Source organism: Pseudotamlana haliotis (assembly GCF_008806375.1).
Lineage (GTDB): Bacteria > Bacteroidota > Bacteroidia > Flavobacteriales > Flavobacteriaceae > Pseudotamlana > Pseudotamlana haliotis.
On the sequence record NZ_WAAT01000029.1, the window covers coordinates 1 to 15104 of the forward strand.

16 protein-coding genes and 1 pseudogene are annotated in these 15104 nt (G+C 36.0%); 8 read left to right on the forward strand and 9 right to left on the reverse strand.

What is annotated here, in order from left to right; translation table 11 throughout:
• Nucleotides 1-436: 436 nt before the first annotated feature.
• Genes F6U93_RS05430 through F6U93_RS05450 form a run of 5 tightly spaced genes read right to left on the reverse strand, consistent with a single transcriptional unit; the run spans nt 437 to nt 3656 of the window.
• Nucleotides 437-1285, reverse strand: coding sequence for a TPM domain-containing protein (locus F6U93_RS05430; RefSeq protein WP_150937627.1), 849 nt, complete (start codon nt 1283-1285; stop codon nt 437-439).
• A 5-nt stretch (nt 1286-1290) separates the two neighbouring features.
• The gene (locus F6U93_RS05435; RefSeq protein ID WP_150937629.1) at nt 1291-1734 is read right to left on the reverse strand and encodes a TPM domain-containing protein; all 444 of its coding nucleotides are present in this window, start codon (nt 1732-1734) and stop codon (nt 1291-1293) included.
• Between the two features lie 15 nt (nt 1735-1749).
• Entirely contained in the window at nt 1750-2343 is a 594-nt protein-coding gene (locus F6U93_RS05440; protein WP_150937630.1) for a LemA family protein, read from the reverse strand.
• A 12-nt stretch (nt 2344-2355) separates the two neighbouring features.
• The gene (locus F6U93_RS05445) at nt 2356-2685 is read right to left on the reverse strand and encodes a MerR family transcriptional regulator (RefSeq protein ID WP_150937633.1); all 330 of its coding nucleotides are present in this window, start codon (nt 2683-2685) and stop codon (nt 2356-2358) included.
• On the reverse strand, nt 2685-3656 hold the full coding sequence (locus tag F6U93_RS05450) for a M23 family metallopeptidase (protein ID WP_150937636.1): 972 nt from the start codon (nt 3654-3656) through the stop codon (nt 2685-2687). Before F6U93_RS05450 ends, F6U93_RS05445 begins: the two co-directional genes overlap by 1 nt.
• Nucleotides 3657-3876: 220 nt before the next feature.
• On the opposite strand from F6U93_RS05450, the gene alaS reads away from it, so the two are divergent.
• The 3 genes from alaS (at nt 3877) to F6U93_RS05465 (ending at nt 8683) form a co-directional block, all read left to right on the forward strand.
• The gene (gene alaS, locus F6U93_RS05455) at nt 3877-6489 is read left to right on the forward strand and encodes an alanine--tRNA ligase (protein ID WP_150937638.1); all 2613 of its coding nucleotides are present in this window, start codon (nt 3877-3879) and stop codon (nt 6487-6489) included.
• 124 nt (nt 6490-6613) lie between these two features.
• The gene (locus F6U93_RS05460) at nt 6614-7579 is read left to right on the forward strand and encodes a GSCFA domain-containing protein (RefSeq protein ID WP_150937640.1); all 966 of its coding nucleotides are present in this window, start codon (nt 6614-6616) and stop codon (nt 7577-7579) included.
• A gap of 489 nt (nt 7580-8068) precedes the next feature.
• Nucleotides 8069-8683 carry a DUF4230 domain-containing protein gene (locus F6U93_RS05465; RefSeq protein WP_150937642.1) on the forward strand — a complete coding sequence of 205 codons (615 nt, stop codon included), beginning with the start codon at nt 8069-8071 and terminating at the stop codon, nt 8681-8683.
• Here F6U93_RS05465 and F6U93_RS05470 read toward each other — a convergent pair.
• The gene (locus F6U93_RS05470; RefSeq protein ID WP_150937644.1) at nt 8672-8983 is read right to left on the reverse strand and encodes a rhodanese-like domain-containing protein; all 312 of its coding nucleotides are present in this window, start codon (nt 8981-8983) and stop codon (nt 8672-8674) included. The genes F6U93_RS05465 and F6U93_RS05470 overlap by 12 nt on opposite strands.
• Nucleotides 8984-9087: 104 nt before the next feature.
• Here F6U93_RS05470 and F6U93_RS05475 point away from each other — a divergent pair, with 104 nt between their 5' ends.
• Nucleotides 9088-9837 (forward strand): enoyl-CoA hydratase/isomerase family protein, encoded by a 750-nt coding sequence (locus F6U93_RS05475; protein ID WP_150937645.1) that lies wholly within the window; start codon nt 9088-9090, stop codon nt 9835-9837.
• A 42-nt stretch (nt 9838-9879) separates the two neighbouring features.
• On the opposite strand, the gene F6U93_RS05480 is transcribed toward F6U93_RS05475, so the two are convergent.
• Nucleotides 9880-10443 carry a DUF4136 domain-containing protein gene (locus F6U93_RS05480; protein WP_150937647.1) on the reverse strand — a complete coding sequence of 188 codons (564 nt, stop codon included), beginning with the start codon at nt 10441-10443 and terminating at the stop codon, nt 9880-9882.
• Between the two features lie 83 nt (nt 10444-10526).
• Nucleotides 10527-10691 (reverse strand): DUF5522 domain-containing protein, encoded by a 165-nt coding sequence (locus F6U93_RS14600; protein WP_191963456.1) that lies wholly within the window; start codon nt 10689-10691, stop codon nt 10527-10529.
• 80 nt (nt 10692-10771) lie between these two features.
• Here F6U93_RS14600 and F6U93_RS14835 point away from each other — a divergent pair.
• The 4 genes and pseudogenes from F6U93_RS14835 to hemL all read left to right on the forward strand — a co-directional run bounded on the left by F6U93_RS14835 (nt 10772) and on the right by hemL (nt 14124).
• Nucleotides 10772-11110 (forward strand): annotated as a pseudogene (locus F6U93_RS14835) (hypothetical protein).
• Nucleotides 11100-12008 carry a 1-aminocyclopropane-1-carboxylate deaminase/D-cysteine desulfhydrase gene (locus F6U93_RS05490; protein ID WP_150937650.1) on the forward strand — a complete coding sequence of 303 codons (909 nt, stop codon included), beginning with the start codon at nt 11100-11102 and terminating at the stop codon, nt 12006-12008. Before F6U93_RS14835 ends, F6U93_RS05490 begins: the two are co-directional and overlap by 11 nt.
• Nucleotides 12009-12012: 4 nt before the next feature.
• Nucleotides 12013-12819 carry a glucosaminidase domain-containing protein gene (locus F6U93_RS05495; RefSeq protein ID WP_150937651.1) on the forward strand — a complete coding sequence of 269 codons (807 nt, stop codon included), beginning with the start codon at nt 12013-12015 and terminating at the stop codon, nt 12817-12819.
• A gap of 18 nt (nt 12820-12837) precedes the next feature.
• The gene (gene hemL, locus F6U93_RS05500) at nt 12838-14124 is read left to right on the forward strand and encodes a glutamate-1-semialdehyde 2,1-aminomutase (protein WP_150937652.1); all 1287 of its coding nucleotides are present in this window, start codon (nt 12838-12840) and stop codon (nt 14122-14124) included.
• Between the two features lie 91 nt (nt 14125-14215).
• On the opposite strand, the gene F6U93_RS05505 is transcribed toward hemL, so the two are convergent.
• On the reverse strand, nt 14216-14683 hold the full coding sequence (locus F6U93_RS05505; protein WP_150937654.1) for a Spy/CpxP family protein refolding chaperone: 468 nt from the start codon (nt 14681-14683) through the stop codon (nt 14216-14218).
• Nucleotides 14684-15104 lie beyond the last annotated feature (421 nt).

Below are 15104 nucleotides of genomic sequence, written 5' to 3' on the forward strand. Positions count from 1 at the left end.
AAACTGTACGTAATTCACACACAACTTTTGCGCTTGATCCGAAGTGAACCCGGTCTCTCGCTCGAAAAGCTTCACAGGAATGTGAGGCTTTTTTTGTGCTTGAAAATTTAAATTGTTTCACCGAGATTCGCAGAGGCTTTCGCAGAGATTGACAGAGCGTTTATACTTTTTTTTTATCCGGCAGCCGCGAAGGCGCATAACGCAAAAAAAAAACGCCAAAGTGCTCATGTGATGTAAACAAAATCTTTGAAAATCAGTGCGATATCTAACTGAAAACTTCTTGGTAATTTAGTGAGGGTTTAGGGTATGAGTGAGCAACTAAAAAACAATAACTAAAAACCGACAACTAACAAAATCTGTGTCTGAATGATACTCAGTGGTTCTCTGTGAAACCTCGGCGTATCTCTGTGTGATAACAGTAATGTTGTAATCTCTATTACCAGCCTCCAGAAGCACCGCCGCCGCCGAAGCCACCGCCACCGAAGCCACCGCCAAAACCGCCTCCGAAGCCACCACCAGAGCTACCGCCCCAGCTGCTTGAACCACGATTGTAATTCCCGCGTCCCATATTGCTTAAGATAATAGCATCCCAGATATCAAAGCCTCCAGCTCTGTTGCCGCCATTTCGACCACCATTTCCGCCGCCACGTTTATTTTTGATAAAAGACAGGAAAAATACAATAGCAATAAACCCAAAAACGATGAACGGCATGATAGGATTGTCTTCGGGTTTTGATGATTGACGGGAGCCACTGTATTCGCCTTGCATCACTTCAAAAATAGCATCGGCACCACGGTTTAATCCGCCAGGGAAATCATTTTGTCTAAAATAGGGAATGATGTCATTCTCAATAATACGTTTAGACATGGCATCTGTTAAAAGATGTTCCACGCCATAGCCCGTGTTGATGGCAATTTTTTTATCGTCGTAAGCTAATAAAACTAAAACACCATTGTCTTCTTTAGCTTGGCCAATACCCCAAGCTTGTCCCCATTGGGCACCAAGGTAGTTGATGTCTTCACCTTTGGTTGAACTAATTATCGCGACAACAATTTGTGTTGAAGTGGTGTCTGAATATTTAACTAATTTATTTTCTAAGTTGCTCTTTTGAGTCTCTGAAAGTAAGTTAATATAATCGTAAACACTGGTTTGGAATTTAGGTTTTTCAGGGATATCAAATTGCCCAAAAGCTAGATTGCACGTAAATAGCGTAAACGCTAGAAACAAGCTAAAGCTTTTAAATTTTGAATAAAAGGAAGCTTGTATTTCTTTTTTATACATCATAAAGTTTAGCCTTTTGAAATGTCGTCTGAAAGCTCATTAATATCATCCGATTGGTAAGGAAAGTATTTTTTAAGTCGGTCGCCAGACCTTAAAATCCCATCAACCAAACCTTGTTTAAAGTCTCCCTTTTTAAAATGTGCCTGCATGATGTCTTTGGTACAATCCCAAAAATCATCTTCAACAGCTTTGTTTATGCCTTCGTCACCATAGATTACAAAAGATTTATCTTCAACCGCGACATAAATAAGCACGGCATTTTGAAGTTTGGTATTGTCCATTTTTAAATGATGAAAAACTTCTAAGGCACGATTTGTAGCATCGCCCTTAGCGGTTTTTTCTATATGAACACGTAATTCTCCAGAAGTGTTTAATTCGGCTTCTTGAATGGCTTCAACAATTTCTTGTTCCTCCTGTACGGTTAAAAAATCTTCTGTTTGGTTTTTAGGCATGTCTAGGTGTTTTTACTAGAATTCAAAATTTACGTCAGGAGCATTCTCACTACCAGAATCTGCTTTGTAATAAGCCATTTCATCAAAGTTCAAAATACCGGCTAAAATCGAATTTGGAAAAGTTTTAATATGCTTATTGTACGGCTGAACTGCTTCATTAAAACGGTCTCTCGTGACATTAATTCTGTTTTCTGTTCCTTCTAGTTGACTTTGTAATTCAAGGAAGTTTTGGTTAGCTTTTAAATCAGGATAGCGCTCAACAGTAACAAGTAAGCTTTTTAAAGCACCAGATAGACCACTTTGAACTTCGCTAAATTTAGCCATTTGTTCAGGGGTCATGTTTGATGGGTCAATGTTCATTGAAGTCGCTTTTGCTCTAGCTTCAATAACATCAGTTAAAGTACCTCTTTCGTATTCTGCAGCACCTTGAACGGTTTTAACGAGGTTACCAATTAAATCATTTCGTCTTTGGTAGCTACTTTCAACATTAGCCCAAGATTTAGTAGCTTCTTCTTTAAGGGTAACAGCTGTGTTGTTAAATCCTTTAACCCAAGAGTAAACTCCAATAACGAGTACAGCGATAATAATCCATGGTAAAAATTTCTTCATGATGTTTAAATTTTAGAGGTGTTGTTTTATTTTATTTAGTTGATTTTTAATGTCTTCTAGTTTGCTAACTATTTCAAAAGTATTTAAAGCCTGCTTTTTCTCTTCTTTAAGGTGTGTTTTAGCGCCTTCTAAAGTGAAGCCACGTTCTTTCACCAAATGATAGATGAACTTTAGGTTTTTGATGTCTTCGGGGGTGAATTTTCTATTGCCTTTAGCGTTTTTTTTCGGTTTTAAAACATCAAATTCTTTTTCCCAAAAACGAATTAATGAGGTGTTTACATTAAAAGCTTTGGCGACTTCGCCAATGCCATAATAACGTTTTTCAGGTAAATTGATTTGCATTAATCTAAAGATTGGTTTTCTAAAGAAGCATGCTCCAATAGTTTATTAAATTCTTCAGCCGTTAAACTGCCGTAATAAAAATTAATAGGGTTAATACGCTCGCCATCTTTAAATATTTCGTAATGCAGGTGTGGTCCTTGAGAACGCCCTGTGCTTCCAACGAAACCAATTAAATCACCACGTTTTACTTTTTGATTTTTTCTAACATTATATTTATATAGATGAGCGTACAAGCTGATGTATCCATAACCATGGTCTATACGAATGTGTTTCCCATATCCAGTAGACCTAGAATCGGCACGGGTTATCACACCATCACCAGAAGCATAAATTGGTGTGCCTCTTGGCGCCGAAAAGTCCATGCCGCGGTGCATTTTTCTAACCTTAGTAAACGGGTCGGTACGCATACCGTAACCTGAAGCCATTCGTGTTAAATCTTTATTGTTTACCGGTTGAATGGCAGGAATAGCCGCAAGAAGCTTTTCTTTGTCTTCAGCCAATTTAGTGATTTCATCAAGAGATTTTGACTGCACCACAATTTGCTTTTGAAGAATATCTAAGCGCTTGTTACTTTCTATAATTAGTTTAGAATTATCAAAGCCTTCTAAGTTTTTATAGCGATTAATACCTCCAAATCCAGCGCGACGCTGTTCATCAGGAATTGGGTTGGCTTCAAAATAAACGCGATAAATATTATTATCTCTATCAGCAACATTGGCTAAAACAGTTTCAGCATGCTCCATTTTTTTGTTTAGCAGTTCAAATTGCAGTTGCGCATTGTGTAATTCGCGTTTTAAAGCACGTTCTTTAGGCGATTCTACATATTGGCTCCCTATAAAAACAAAGATAAAAGAGAAAAAAGCAGTGCCTAGAATAAAGAAGAACGCGTACTTAAAAGTGGTACGTTTTTTACGCTGGATCTTCTTATAGGAAAGCGTTTCAGGATCGTAATAGTATTTTACCTTACTCATTTCTTAAATTATGCTATTTTTGCAGCGCATTGAAGGGCTTTTTATCTTTCAATTAAGCAGTAAACGAACAAACCTACAAAAAATTATTATAAAAAATTTTAATAATAATAGCTTTGAAGTTTAATGCTGAACCAAATTTAAAATAAATTTGTAGCATAAATATAAAAATTGTTTCGCAGTAAAGCTAATTGTTTCGAAACAAGGTGTTTAAATATTATACATGAAATCACAAGACATTCGCGCTAAGTTTTTAAGTTTTTTTGAAGAAAAACAACACAGTATCGTACCATCAGCTCCAATGGTTTTAAAAGATGATCCTACCTTAATGTTCGTAAACGCGGGTATGGCGCCTTTTAAAGAATATTTTTTAGGGAATGCACAGCCTAAAAATAATAGAATAACAGATTCTCAAAAATGTTTGCGTGTTTCTGGTAAACACAACGATTTGGAAGAGGTAGGGTATGATACCTATCACCACACCTTGTTTGAAATGTTAGGAAACTGGAGTTTTGGTGATTACTTTAAAGAAGAAGCGATTGCTTGGGCTTGGGAATTATTAACCGAAGTATTTAAAATCGATAAAGATATTTTATATGTGTCGGTTTTTGAAGGTAGCAAAGAAGATGGTCTTGAATTGGATACTGAAGCTTTAGAAATTTGGAAAAAATACATTTCTGAAGACCGTATCATCACAGGTGATAAGAAAGATAACTTCTGGGAAATGGGAGACCAAGGACCTTGCGGACCATGTAGTGAAATTCATGTTGATATTCGTTCAGCCGAAGAAAAGGCTAAAATCCCTGGTAAGGATTTAGTGAATCAAGATCACCCACAGGTTGTCGAAATCTGGAACTTGGTATTCATGCAATACAACAGAAAAGCTAATGGTTCTCTTGAATCATTACCAAACAAACATATCGATACCGGTATGGGCTTCGAACGTTTATGTATGGTGCTTCAAGGGGTGCAATCAAATTATGATACTGATGTGTTTAAACCTATCATTAAAGAGGTTGAAGCCATTACAAATAAAACTTATGGTAAAGATGAAAAAGTAGATGTAGCTATTCGTGTGATTTCTGATCACGTACGAGCAGTTGCTTTTTCTATTGCTGACGGACAATTACCAAGTAATACCGGAGCGGGTTACGTGATTCGTAGAATTTTACGTCGTGCCGTGCGTTACGGATTTACCTTCCTAGATAAAAAGGAACCGTTTATTTATAGATTGGTTGATGTTTTAGATAAAAAAATGGGGAAAGCCTTCCCTGAATTAAAAACTCAAAAACAACTTGTTGAAAATGTAATTAAAGAAGAAGAACAGTCTTTTTTAAGAACCTTAGACCAAGGTTTGGTGTTATTAAATCGGGTTGTTGAAGACACAAACGGAGAGACCGTGCCGGGAACAAAAGCTTTCGAGTTATATGATACTTACGGTTTTCCTATTGATTTAACAGCTTTGATTCTTTCTGAAAAAGGATTGAAGCTGGACGAAAAGGGTTTTGAAGAAGAACTACAGAAACAAAAAAGTCGTTCACGTGCCGCTAGTGAAATGTCAACGGATGATTGGACGGTTTTAATTGAAGATGATGTTGAGGAGTTTATCGGTTATGATTCGCTTGAAGCTAAAGTGAAGTTAACGCGTTACAGAAAAGTGACTTCTAAAAAAGATGGTGACATGTACCAATTGGTATTTAACTTAACGCCGTTTTATCCAGAAGGCGGCGGACAAGTAGGCGATAAGGGGTATATTGAAGATGCTTATGGTGATGTGGTTTATATCCTGAACACTAAAAAGGAAAATAACGTTATCATTCATTTTACTGAAACCTTACCAAAACATTTAAACGAGTCGTTAAAAGTGACTGTTGATGAAAAACAACGCTACAGAACAGAATGTAATCATACTGCAACACACTTACTTCATCAGGCTTTACGTTCTATTTTAGGAACACATGTTGAGCAAAAAGGAAGTGCGGTACACTCCAAATATTTACGTTTTGATTTCTCTCATTTTTCTAAACTTACAGAAGATGAATTACACGATATTGAAAGTTTTGTAAATGCAAGAATTAGCGGAAAAATACCATTAATTGAAAAACGAAATGTACCTAAGGAAGAAGCAATTGCTGATGGCGCCATGAGTTTATTTGGCGAAAAATACGGCGATACAGTACGTTCTATTCAATTTGGACAATCTATAGAGCTTTGTGGTGGGACACACGTAAAGAACACCGCTGATATTTGGCATTTTAAAATTGTATCTGAGGGTGCTGTTGCAGCAGGGATTAGACGTATTGAAGCAATTACCAATGATGGGGTTAAAGGTTATTATACAGAAAACAACCGCTCTTTTCAAGAAATGAAAGGGTTGCTTAATAATGCCAAAGAGCCTGTAAAGGCACTTCAGAATTTACAAGAAGAAAATGCAAGTCTTAAAAAGCAAATTGAGAGCTTATTAAAAGATAAAGCTAAAAACATAAAAGGCGAACTTAAAAGTGCTTTAACCGAAATAAACGGCATCCAATTTTTAGCTAAGAAATTAGATTTAGATGCTGGTGGATTAAAAGACGTTGCTTTTGAACTAGGTAGTCAGTTTGATAATTTATTCCTGCTATTTGCAACCGAAAAAGACGGCAAAGCTTTATTGTCATGCTATATTTCTAAAGAATTAGTAGCGAGTAAAGGCTTAAATGCTGGTCAAGTGGTTCGTGAACTAGGTAAATTCATCCAAGGTGGTGGTGGCGGACAACCATTTTTCGCGACTGCAGGTGGTAAAAACCCTGATGGTATCGAGCAGGCTTTAGAGCAGGCGAAGACTTATTTGGGGTAAATTAAAGTTAGAAAGTTAGAAAGTTAGAAAGTAGCAAAGTTTCTGAGTTACAGAGTTTCAGAGTACCTCTGTTCCTCTGAAGCTTTGCCACTTTGCATCTCTACACCTTTGAAACTCAAAAAAAATGAACCTTCAAACGAAAATACCGTTAAAAAAGCAGCCGAGTCGTTTAATCGATTACAGCTCTAATGTATTATTAATAGGTTCCTGTTTTTCTGAAAATATAGGGGAGAAGCTAGCTTACTTTAAGTTTGAAAATATTCAGAATCCTTTCGGGATTTTATTTCACCCTTTGGCTATTAAAACGCTTATCACAAACGCTGTTGAAAAAAAGGAATTTAGCAGTGATGATGTGTTTTTTCACAATGAACAATGGCATTGCTTTGATGCACATTCCAAGTTAAGTAACACTTCAAAAGAAAATTTATTAGAAGCGCTTAATGTAAAAGTTTTAGAAACTCATGAGGCTTTAAAAAAGGCAACTCATATTATTGTTACTTTAGGGACCGCTTGGGTTTATCGTTTTATAGAAACTCAAAATGTTGTTGCCAACTGCCATAAAATTCCGCAAAAGCAATTTTTAAAAAACTTATTATCTGTTCAAGAAATTTATAAAACTTTACAGGATATAGAGCAATCTGTAAGAAGTTTGAATCCTGAAGCTACCATTGTTTTTACGGTGTCGCCAGTACGTCATTTAAAGGATGGTTTTGTTGAAAACACCCAAAGTAAAGCACATTTGATTACTGCGATTCATCAGTTTTTGAAAGAAAAGAGCACGTCTAGTAATGCAGGGGCATATTATTTTCCGTCTTATGAAATCATGATGGACGAACTTCGTGATTACCGTTTTTACGCTGAAGATATGGTGCACCCAAACCCTTTGGCCATTCAATACATTTGGGAAAAGTTTAAAAGTGTGTGGGTTTCAGAAGAAGCTTCAAAAATAATGGATGTGGTTGACGGTATTCAGAAAGGCCTTCAGCATAAAGCTTTCAACGAAACATCTGAAGGTCATCAAAAATTTCTTCAAAACCTAAACCAAAAAATAACGCGACTTCAAGACACGCATCCACAGATTAGATTTTAATAGCCTGCCTTAATAGGTGACTTTTTCTGTTTTATAAATACACTTTTCAACTCATTTTAATAACATTTTATCGAAAATCCCTTTTGAGCATCATTAATAGTTGTACATTTAGGACTGCTATTAATCAGTTTATCTTAAAAAAGCATCATAAGCCAAATTAAAAGGGTGGCCATTGGTGCTTTTTTTGTGCTTTTAAAACACTGCATAAAAAGCCCAAAAGTGTCTTGATTATGCTCCTTTATAGAAGTACCCGAAAAAAACTGGCTAAAAGGCATTCTTAACATAAGTTAAGAATTGCTTAACACTGGGCTAATATGATTTATTCAGTTCTCTCTTATCTTTGAACTGTTTAGTTTAGACAACATAATAACATTGGTAGACTTCATGTGTCGAAGGAACCGATGTTTTGTTGTTTTATAGGATTTTGTTTTTTGTTCATTATACTAATATAATGGTATGAAAGCATTGAAAAATTTTCTAAATTAGTATATGCGAAAAATTCTATTAGGAGTTGTAATTACTTTAGTGCTGCTTTATGCCTTCAAACAGTGTGAGGCTAAAAAAGCAGAGCAGACTATTCTTCAAGAAAATTCACAGCTTATTCAGCAAGAAATCAATAACGTTGGAAAACTCATCGTGACTGAAGGTCATTTTAGTCAGGTTTTTAATTATAAGAATTCTAAGGAAATTTTAAGTAATTATTTAACGGTTGAAAAAAAGGCCTTAGTCGTTGTGAATGCCGATGTTACTGTGGCCTACGACTTAAGTAAAATTGAATTCAAAGTGGATGAAGCCACTAAAACGCTTACGATTTTAAGCATTCCTGAAGAAGAAATCAGTATTAATCCCGATTTTGAATATTATGATGTGCAAGCCGATTTTTTAAATCCGTTTGAAGCTAAAGATTATAATAAAATCAAGAATACGGTCAGTACTTCCTTAAAGAAGAAAATTGATAAATCTGAATTAAAAAGTAACGCCAAAAATCGCTTGATTAGTGAACTCTCCAAGTTCTACATTCTCACAAATTCTATGGGTTGGACATTGCAATACAATGAAACCCCCATTTCTGAAGCGGAAGATTTAAAAGGCTTAAAGCTCTAGTTTTTTATACAAACTCATAAAACCACCGCCGTTTAGGGCTTCAACGCCGTGAGATTTTAATAGTGAGGCCGCAGTTGCCGAGCGCACACCACTAGCACAACAGGTAATGACAGGTTTATTGAGCTTTTTAATGTTTTCAATATTGGCATTTAACGTTTGTAAAGGCATGTTTTTTGACCCTGGAATGGCGCTTTGTTCATATTCAGAAGTGGTTCTAACATCTATAATAATGGCGTCTCTTGATTGAAAATCTTTAATTTTTTCTTTTTTATTTCCGAAAAGTGAACTTAATATTCCCATAAAACTTAAATTTTTATACAAATATATCTTTCATTTATTAAAACGGAGGTAACAAGTGTTACTAATTATTTTGTGTATATTCAGCCCGTTAAATTTAGTAGAACATGGAAGCTTACGTCAATTTAAGTATAGAAAATAATGTGGGGTATATCGAGTTTTTTCATCCCAATAGAAACGCCATGCCCAGTGATGTGCTTCAGCAATTAGCGGAATGTATTGTAAGTGCTGGAAATGATAATGACGTTAAAGTGATTGTTTTAAAAAGTGGGGGTGACCGTACCTTTTGTGCCGGAGCCAGTTTTAATGAACTTATTGAAATTGAAGATGCCGAAACAGGAAAACAGTTTTTCTCTGGCTTTGCCAATGTGATTAACGCGATGCGTGCTTGTCCGAAATTAATTATTGGTCGTATACAAGGAAAAGCCGTAGGTGGAGGTGTTGGTATCGCAGCAGCAACCGATTATTGTTTAGCCTCGCAATACGCTTCTATAAAATTAAGTGAATTGAGTATAGGTATTGGTCCGTTTGTGATAGAGCCAGCAGTTTCTAGAAAAATGGGTAAAATCGCTATGTCTCAAATGACCATAAATGCTGAACAGTTTTTTTCTGCGGAATTTGCCAAAGACAAAGGCTTATACGCTGAAGTTTTTGAAACGACAGAAGCTTTAGACGCTGCAGTTTCAGGCCTTGCTGAAAAGCTTACAAGTTATAATCCGGAAGCTGTAAAAGCTATGAAAACCGTGTTTTGGGAAGGTACTGGACATTGGGACACCCTTTTAGCTGAACGTGCCGAGATTAGCGGACGTTTGGTTTTGAGTGACTTTACAAAGGAGACCTTGAAGCGTTTTAGATAAGTTATAAAAAAAGCCACTTAAAATTTAAGCGGCTTTTTTGTGTTATTTTTTTTGTTCTAATTCTGGAGGGTATTTTTCCATAATTTTAGCAACAAACTCTTGAATTCGAGCTTCTTTTTGTTCCATGTTTTGGGTTAAATAGCCCGTTCCCATGCCTTGCCAAACCAGTTCTTTTTTGTTGGCATCAATAAGGTCTATATAAAGTTGTCCTTCAGTGCTAGTAGATACATCAGGTTGCATATTCCAACCCCAGCCCCAGCCAGGTCCCATGCCGTAACCACCCCAACCCCAGGCGCCATAACCCCAAGAATTGTTGTACACATCAACACGCTGATTTGATTTTGTGAATAAACTAATTAATAAATCAGGGTCTTCAGATTTGGTGAATCCTTTCTTAAGTAACTCCGATTCTATAGCACGTAAAATACGGCGTTTGTCTAAATCGCTAATTTCAGCTTTATCAATGCCGTTTTTAAAAAAGGCAAAGGTTTTATAGTTGTCAAAATTAACTTCTTTATCGTAATCTGCGGCAACTTGAATCGAGCTACAAGCGGTTAACATGATTGCTAAAAGCAGTACGGCTACTATTTTTGAGATTTGTTTCATAGGACAATTATTAAAATGATCATTTTATTATTTAAAATCATCAAGAATCGTACCAGTTCAGCATATATAACGCTGAACAGAAACTACTTGTTGATTGTATTTGTTTTTTTGTCGTAGCCATAAGGGCAATGTCTACAACCACTCTGGCAACAATAACCACGTCTCAGGTGATATTTTTCAGTAAAACAACGATAGCCTTCCGGTGTCAGGTAGTAATCGCCTTCTTCAATAGGTATTATCTTTTTCATTACTTACAAAGATAGTGTAAATTGGTAGAATTATTTATTTTGTATCTTTTCTAATATTCAAATATGAGAGGTCATCAGCTATGATTTTTGTTTCTAAATATATGGTGCCTAAAGGCTATACCGGCTTAACGCTGTTTCCTTTTATTTTTTTAAAGCATCGTCAGCTTCTAAAAGATACCATTTTGTTAAATCATGAGCGTATTCATCTTAAATAGCAACTTGAAATGTTGGTGCTGCCGTTTTATGTGTGGTATGTTTTCGAGTTTTTAATCCGACTCAGCTATTACCTGAATTGGAAAAAAGCCTATAGAAACATTTCTTTTGAAAGGGAAGCATATACTAACCAGGCAAACCTAGAATATTTAAAAGAGCGTCCGTTTTGGGCATTTTTAAAGTATCTTCGCAGCCATGATATTTAAGCTTGAAAATAGCATCAACCAGCGTATTAATCTTCAGAATAAAGGTGTTGAATTATACCTAAAACGCGAGGATGCCATTCACCCTTTCGTATCCGGGAATAAATATCGCAAGTTAAAATACAATCTTCAGGAAGCCGAAAAACAAGGTTTTAAAACCCTGCTTACATTTGGTGGCGCATTCTCTAATCATATTGCCGCTGTAGCTGCTGCAGGAGCGCTATTCGGGTTCAAAACCATTGGCGTGATTCGAGGCGAGGAGTTAGAACCTGAAATTGATAATAACCCGACCTTGAATTTTGCTAAACAACATGGTATGGCATTTAAATTTGTATCTCGAACAAATTATCGTCAAAAAGGAACTCCAGAGTTTCTAGATCAGTTAAAAAAAGAGTTTGATGAATTTTATCTAGTTCCTGAAGGTGGTACCAATACCTTAGCAGTAAAAGGCTGCGAAGAGATTTTAACAGAAGACGATAAAACCTTTGATTTTGTGTGTACTGCCGTAGGAACGGGCGGTACAATATCCGGACTCATAAATTGTTCAAAACCTCGTCAACAAGTTTTGGGTTTTCCTGCCTTAAAAGGGGACTTTTTACAGATAGATATTAGTAAATTTGCAAAACAATCTAATTGGGAATTAATTACTGACTATCATTTTGGAGGTTATGCCAAAATAAATGAAGAATTAGTCACGTTTATCAATCAGTTTAAAGCGGACTATAACATTCCCTTAGATCCTGTTTATACTGGGAAAATGCTATTTGGGGTTTTCGATTTAATTGAAAAAGGTTATTTCCCAAAAGGCTCCAGAATTTTAGCCATTCATACAGGAGGCCTACAAGGTATATCGGGTATGAATGCCTTATTGAAAAAGAAGAATTTACCATTAATTGCTTGATGTAATGAAGAGAATCTTATTAGTTTTATTTTTAGCCTGTGCTTTGTTTAGTTGTAAATCTAAAAAACACGCGGTTGCTAAAAAACCTCATAAACGTACCGAACGTGTTGTAACAAAACCGAAACCAAAATCTGCTGAAACAAAAACCGAAACTGTAGCCCCAAAACCTGCACCTAAATTTGCGAGTAGTGTTGATGAATATATTTACGAGTATCACAAAATCGCTCAAGAAGAAATGGCGCTTTATAAAATTCCGGCAAGTATTACTTTGGCACAAGGCATTTTAGAATCGGGATCAGGAAAAGGTCGACTTTCGGTGGAAGCGAATAACCACTTTGGTATTAAATGTCATGGGTGGAAAGGCGCAAAAATTTACCATGATGATGACGCCGCTCAAGAATGTTTTAGAAAATATAAAGACCCTAAATATTCCTTTAGAGACCACTCTTTGTTTTTGAGTGAACGCTCGCGCTACTCTAAACTTTTCAAATTAAAGCAAGAAGATTATAAAGGATGGGCCAAGGGCTTAAGAGCTGCAGGCTATGCTACCGATAGAAAGTATCCTGAAAAGTTGATTAGTTTGATAGAACGCTACAAGTTATACGAATATGACGAGTCTGTTTTAGGTAAGAACTATGTGAAATATGAGACGCCAACGGCAACTACTATAGGGACTTATGTGGTTGAAAAAGGAGATACCCTTTACGGAATTTCTAAGCGTTTTAATTTAAGTGTAGAACAACTTCAAAAATTAAATGGTTTACGCGGTACGAATTTAGATATCGGACAAGTACTTGTTGTGCAGCCATAAAAATATAAAGTTAGACTTATGATTTATAAAAGAAGCAGTGCCTTGTTTGCTGAGGCAGAAAAAGTAATCCCAGGTGGGGTAAACTCTCCAGTTAGAGCTTTTGGAGGTGTTGGTGGTACACCAATATTTGCAAAAGAAGCTAAAGGGGCTTATATATATGATGAAGACGGGAATCGCTTAATTGATTATATCAATTCTTGGGGACCAATGATATTAGGTCATGCCCATCAACCAGTTGTTGATGCTGTGGTTGAAAAGGCTAAAAAAGGAACTTCCTTTGGGATGCCTACAGAAATTGAAACTGAAATCGCTGAGTTGGCCGTTTCTATGGTACCTAATATTGATAAAATACGTTTTGTAAATTCTGGAACCGAAGCTTGTATGAGTGCGGTGCGTTTGGCAAGAGGATATACCAGTAAAGATAAAATCATCAAGTTTGCGGGTTGCTATCACGGGCACTCTGATTCCTTCTTAATTCAAGCGGGAAGTGGTGCGAGTACCTTCGGAACTCCAAACAGTCCTGGGGTGACTCAAGGAACCGCTAAAGATACTTTACTAGCGAAGTATAACGATATTAAAAATGTTGAAGATTTAATTCTTGCAAATAAAGGTGAAGTGTCTTGCGTGATTATTGAACCTGTTGCTGGAAACATGGGCTGTGTACCACCAAAAAATGATTTTCTGCAAAAACTAAGAGCCCTTTGTGATGCCCACGATGTGTTATTGATTTTTGATGAGGTCATGACAGGTTTTCGTCTGGCTAAAGGTGGGGCTCAAGAGCTTTTTAACGTAAATGCCGATATTGTTTGCTTCGGAAAAGTTATTGGAGGCGGATTGCCTGTTGGTGCTTTTGCTGCTAGAGAAGAAATTATGAATTTCTTAGCACCTTTAGGACCTGTTTATCAAGCTGGAACTTTAAGCGGAAATCCATTGGCTATGGCTGCTGGTTTGGCTATGCTGAAGGAATTGAATCAAGATGCTGAGGTATATTCAAGATTGGAAGCTAAAACAAAGTACTTACATGAAGGTATTGAAAAAGTACTAACTGAAAATAAAGTCACTCATACCATCAATAGAGTTGGATCGATGATTTCGGTGCATTTTGATGAAGCTGAAGTTGTAGATTTTGATACGGCAGCCAAAGGGAATAATACAGCGTTTAAAGCCTTTTTCCACGGCTTGCTAGACGCTGGTGTTTATATCGCGCCAAGTGCTTTTGAAACTTGGTTTATTACTGATGCCTTGTCTTATGAAGATTTAGATTTCACGATCGAAGCTGTAAATAAAGTATCAAAAACTTTATAAATAGACATTTCAAGTTTATAACTTAAAAAGCCGCATCTCTAAAATTAGAGGTGCGGCTTTTATCATCAAACTAAAATCAATAAACTAAATCTTATCCGTTTCGGTGTTTACCTTTGTTTTTGTCTTGTTTATGTTGTTTTCCACGTTTTTTCATTTTCATTTGCATTTTTTCAAACTTTTTGTATTGGTCTTCGTTTAAAATATTTCTAAACTTTGCTTTTTCTGCAATTTGAGCATCTAACATGGCAATTTGCATATTGTAACGTGCTTCACTAGTCATTTTAGGCTTTTCTTTGTCTTTATTAGCCTTACGTTCTTCCATTTTAGCCTTACGCTTGTTGGCTTTTTCAAGATTGATAGCTTGAATTTCAGATTGCTGAGAAGCGGTTAAATCTAAAGCTAAAGTCATTTTTTTGGTTTTAAGCGTCGCGATTTGCTCTGGTGTTAAATCCATTTTTTGCTCATGTCTATCATGATTTCTTTTTCCTTCTTTTCTGTTCTCTTGAGCAACACCTTGTAATCCTATCAAAGCGATTGCGATTAAAATTATTTTTTTCATCTTCATTGTTTTAATACCAGTTTTTGTTTGGAATTACTGTAAAATAAAATGATGATTTTTTTCTTTATATGAAGAATAAAAATAAAGCATAGCCTAAGCTACGGTTACTTTTTCTTCTGAAATAGAAAGGAAAAAAGGGTGTTTTATTACAGTAATTTTAAATGAGAACTGGTATATATTATACCCTTAGGACTTTCACATTTCAAAAAGGTTTAAAGACAGAAGTGATTTTAACGTGGTGTTAACGTTTTGAGAAGGTGTTTAATATTGACTATTGAGTGCATTGTTTATGTGTTTATTTGTTTAATCGTTTAATCGCGGTCTTCCGACTTCAGTCTCTTCACTTTTGAACCTCCCTAAGGGTTTGAACTTCCCTAAATAATGTTTGTACGTCCCTGATATAGGTTGACCATAAAGGTCA

Excerpts from the sequence above, each read along its gene's own strand:
- F6U93_RS14600 (WP_191963456.1), bottom strand. The coding sequence starts at position 10,691 with ATGAAAAAGATAATACCTATTGAAGAAGGCGATTACTACCTGACACCG.
- hemL (WP_150937652.1), top strand. The coding sequence starts at position 12,838 with ATGATTTATAAAAGAAGCAGTGCCTTGTTTGCTGAGGCAGAAAAAGTA.
- F6U93_RS05450 (WP_150937636.1), bottom strand. The coding sequence starts at position 3,656 with ATGAGTAAGGTAAAATACTATTACGATCCTGAAACGCTTTCCTATAAG.
- F6U93_RS05490 (WP_150937650.1), top strand. The coding sequence starts at position 11,100 with ATGATATTTAAGCTTGAAAATAGCATCAACCAGCGTATTAATCTTCAG.
- F6U93_RS05430 (WP_150937627.1), bottom strand. The coding sequence starts at position 1,285 with ATGATGTATAAAAAAGAAATACAAGCTTCCTTTTATTCAAAATTTAAA.
- F6U93_RS05470 (WP_150937644.1), bottom strand. The coding sequence starts at position 8,983 with ATGGGAATATTAAGTTCACTTTTCGGAAATAAAAAAGAAAAAATTAAA.
- F6U93_RS05495 (WP_150937651.1), top strand. The coding sequence starts at position 12,013 with ATGAAGAGAATCTTATTAGTTTTATTTTTAGCCTGTGCTTTGTTTAGT.
- alaS (WP_150937638.1), top strand. The coding sequence starts at position 3,877 with ATGAAATCACAAGACATTCGCGCTAAGTTTTTAAGTTTTTTTGAAGAA.
- F6U93_RS05465 (WP_150937642.1), top strand. The coding sequence starts at position 8,069 with ATGCGAAAAATTCTATTAGGAGTTGTAATTACTTTAGTGCTGCTTTAT.
- F6U93_RS05505 (WP_150937654.1), bottom strand. The coding sequence starts at position 14,683 with ATGAAAAAAATAATTTTAATCGCAATCGCTTTGATAGGATTACAAGGT.
- F6U93_RS05445 (WP_150937633.1), bottom strand. The coding sequence starts at position 2,685 with ATGCAAATCAATTTACCTGAAAAACGTTATTATGGCATTGGCGAAGTC.
- F6U93_RS05460 (WP_150937640.1), top strand. The coding sequence starts at position 6,614 with ATGAACCTTCAAACGAAAATACCGTTAAAAAAGCAGCCGAGTCGTTTA.
- F6U93_RS05435 (WP_150937629.1), bottom strand. The coding sequence starts at position 1,734 with ATGCCTAAAAACCAAACAGAAGATTTTTTAACCGTACAGGAGGAACAA.
- F6U93_RS05480 (WP_150937647.1), bottom strand. The coding sequence starts at position 10,443 with ATGAAACAAATCTCAAAAATAGTAGCCGTACTGCTTTTAGCAATCATG.
- F6U93_RS05475 (WP_150937645.1), top strand. The coding sequence starts at position 9,088 with ATGGAAGCTTACGTCAATTTAAGTATAGAAAATAATGTGGGGTATATC.
- F6U93_RS05440 (WP_150937630.1), bottom strand. The coding sequence starts at position 2,343 with ATGAAGAAATTTTTACCATGGATTATTATCGCTGTACTCGTTATTGGA.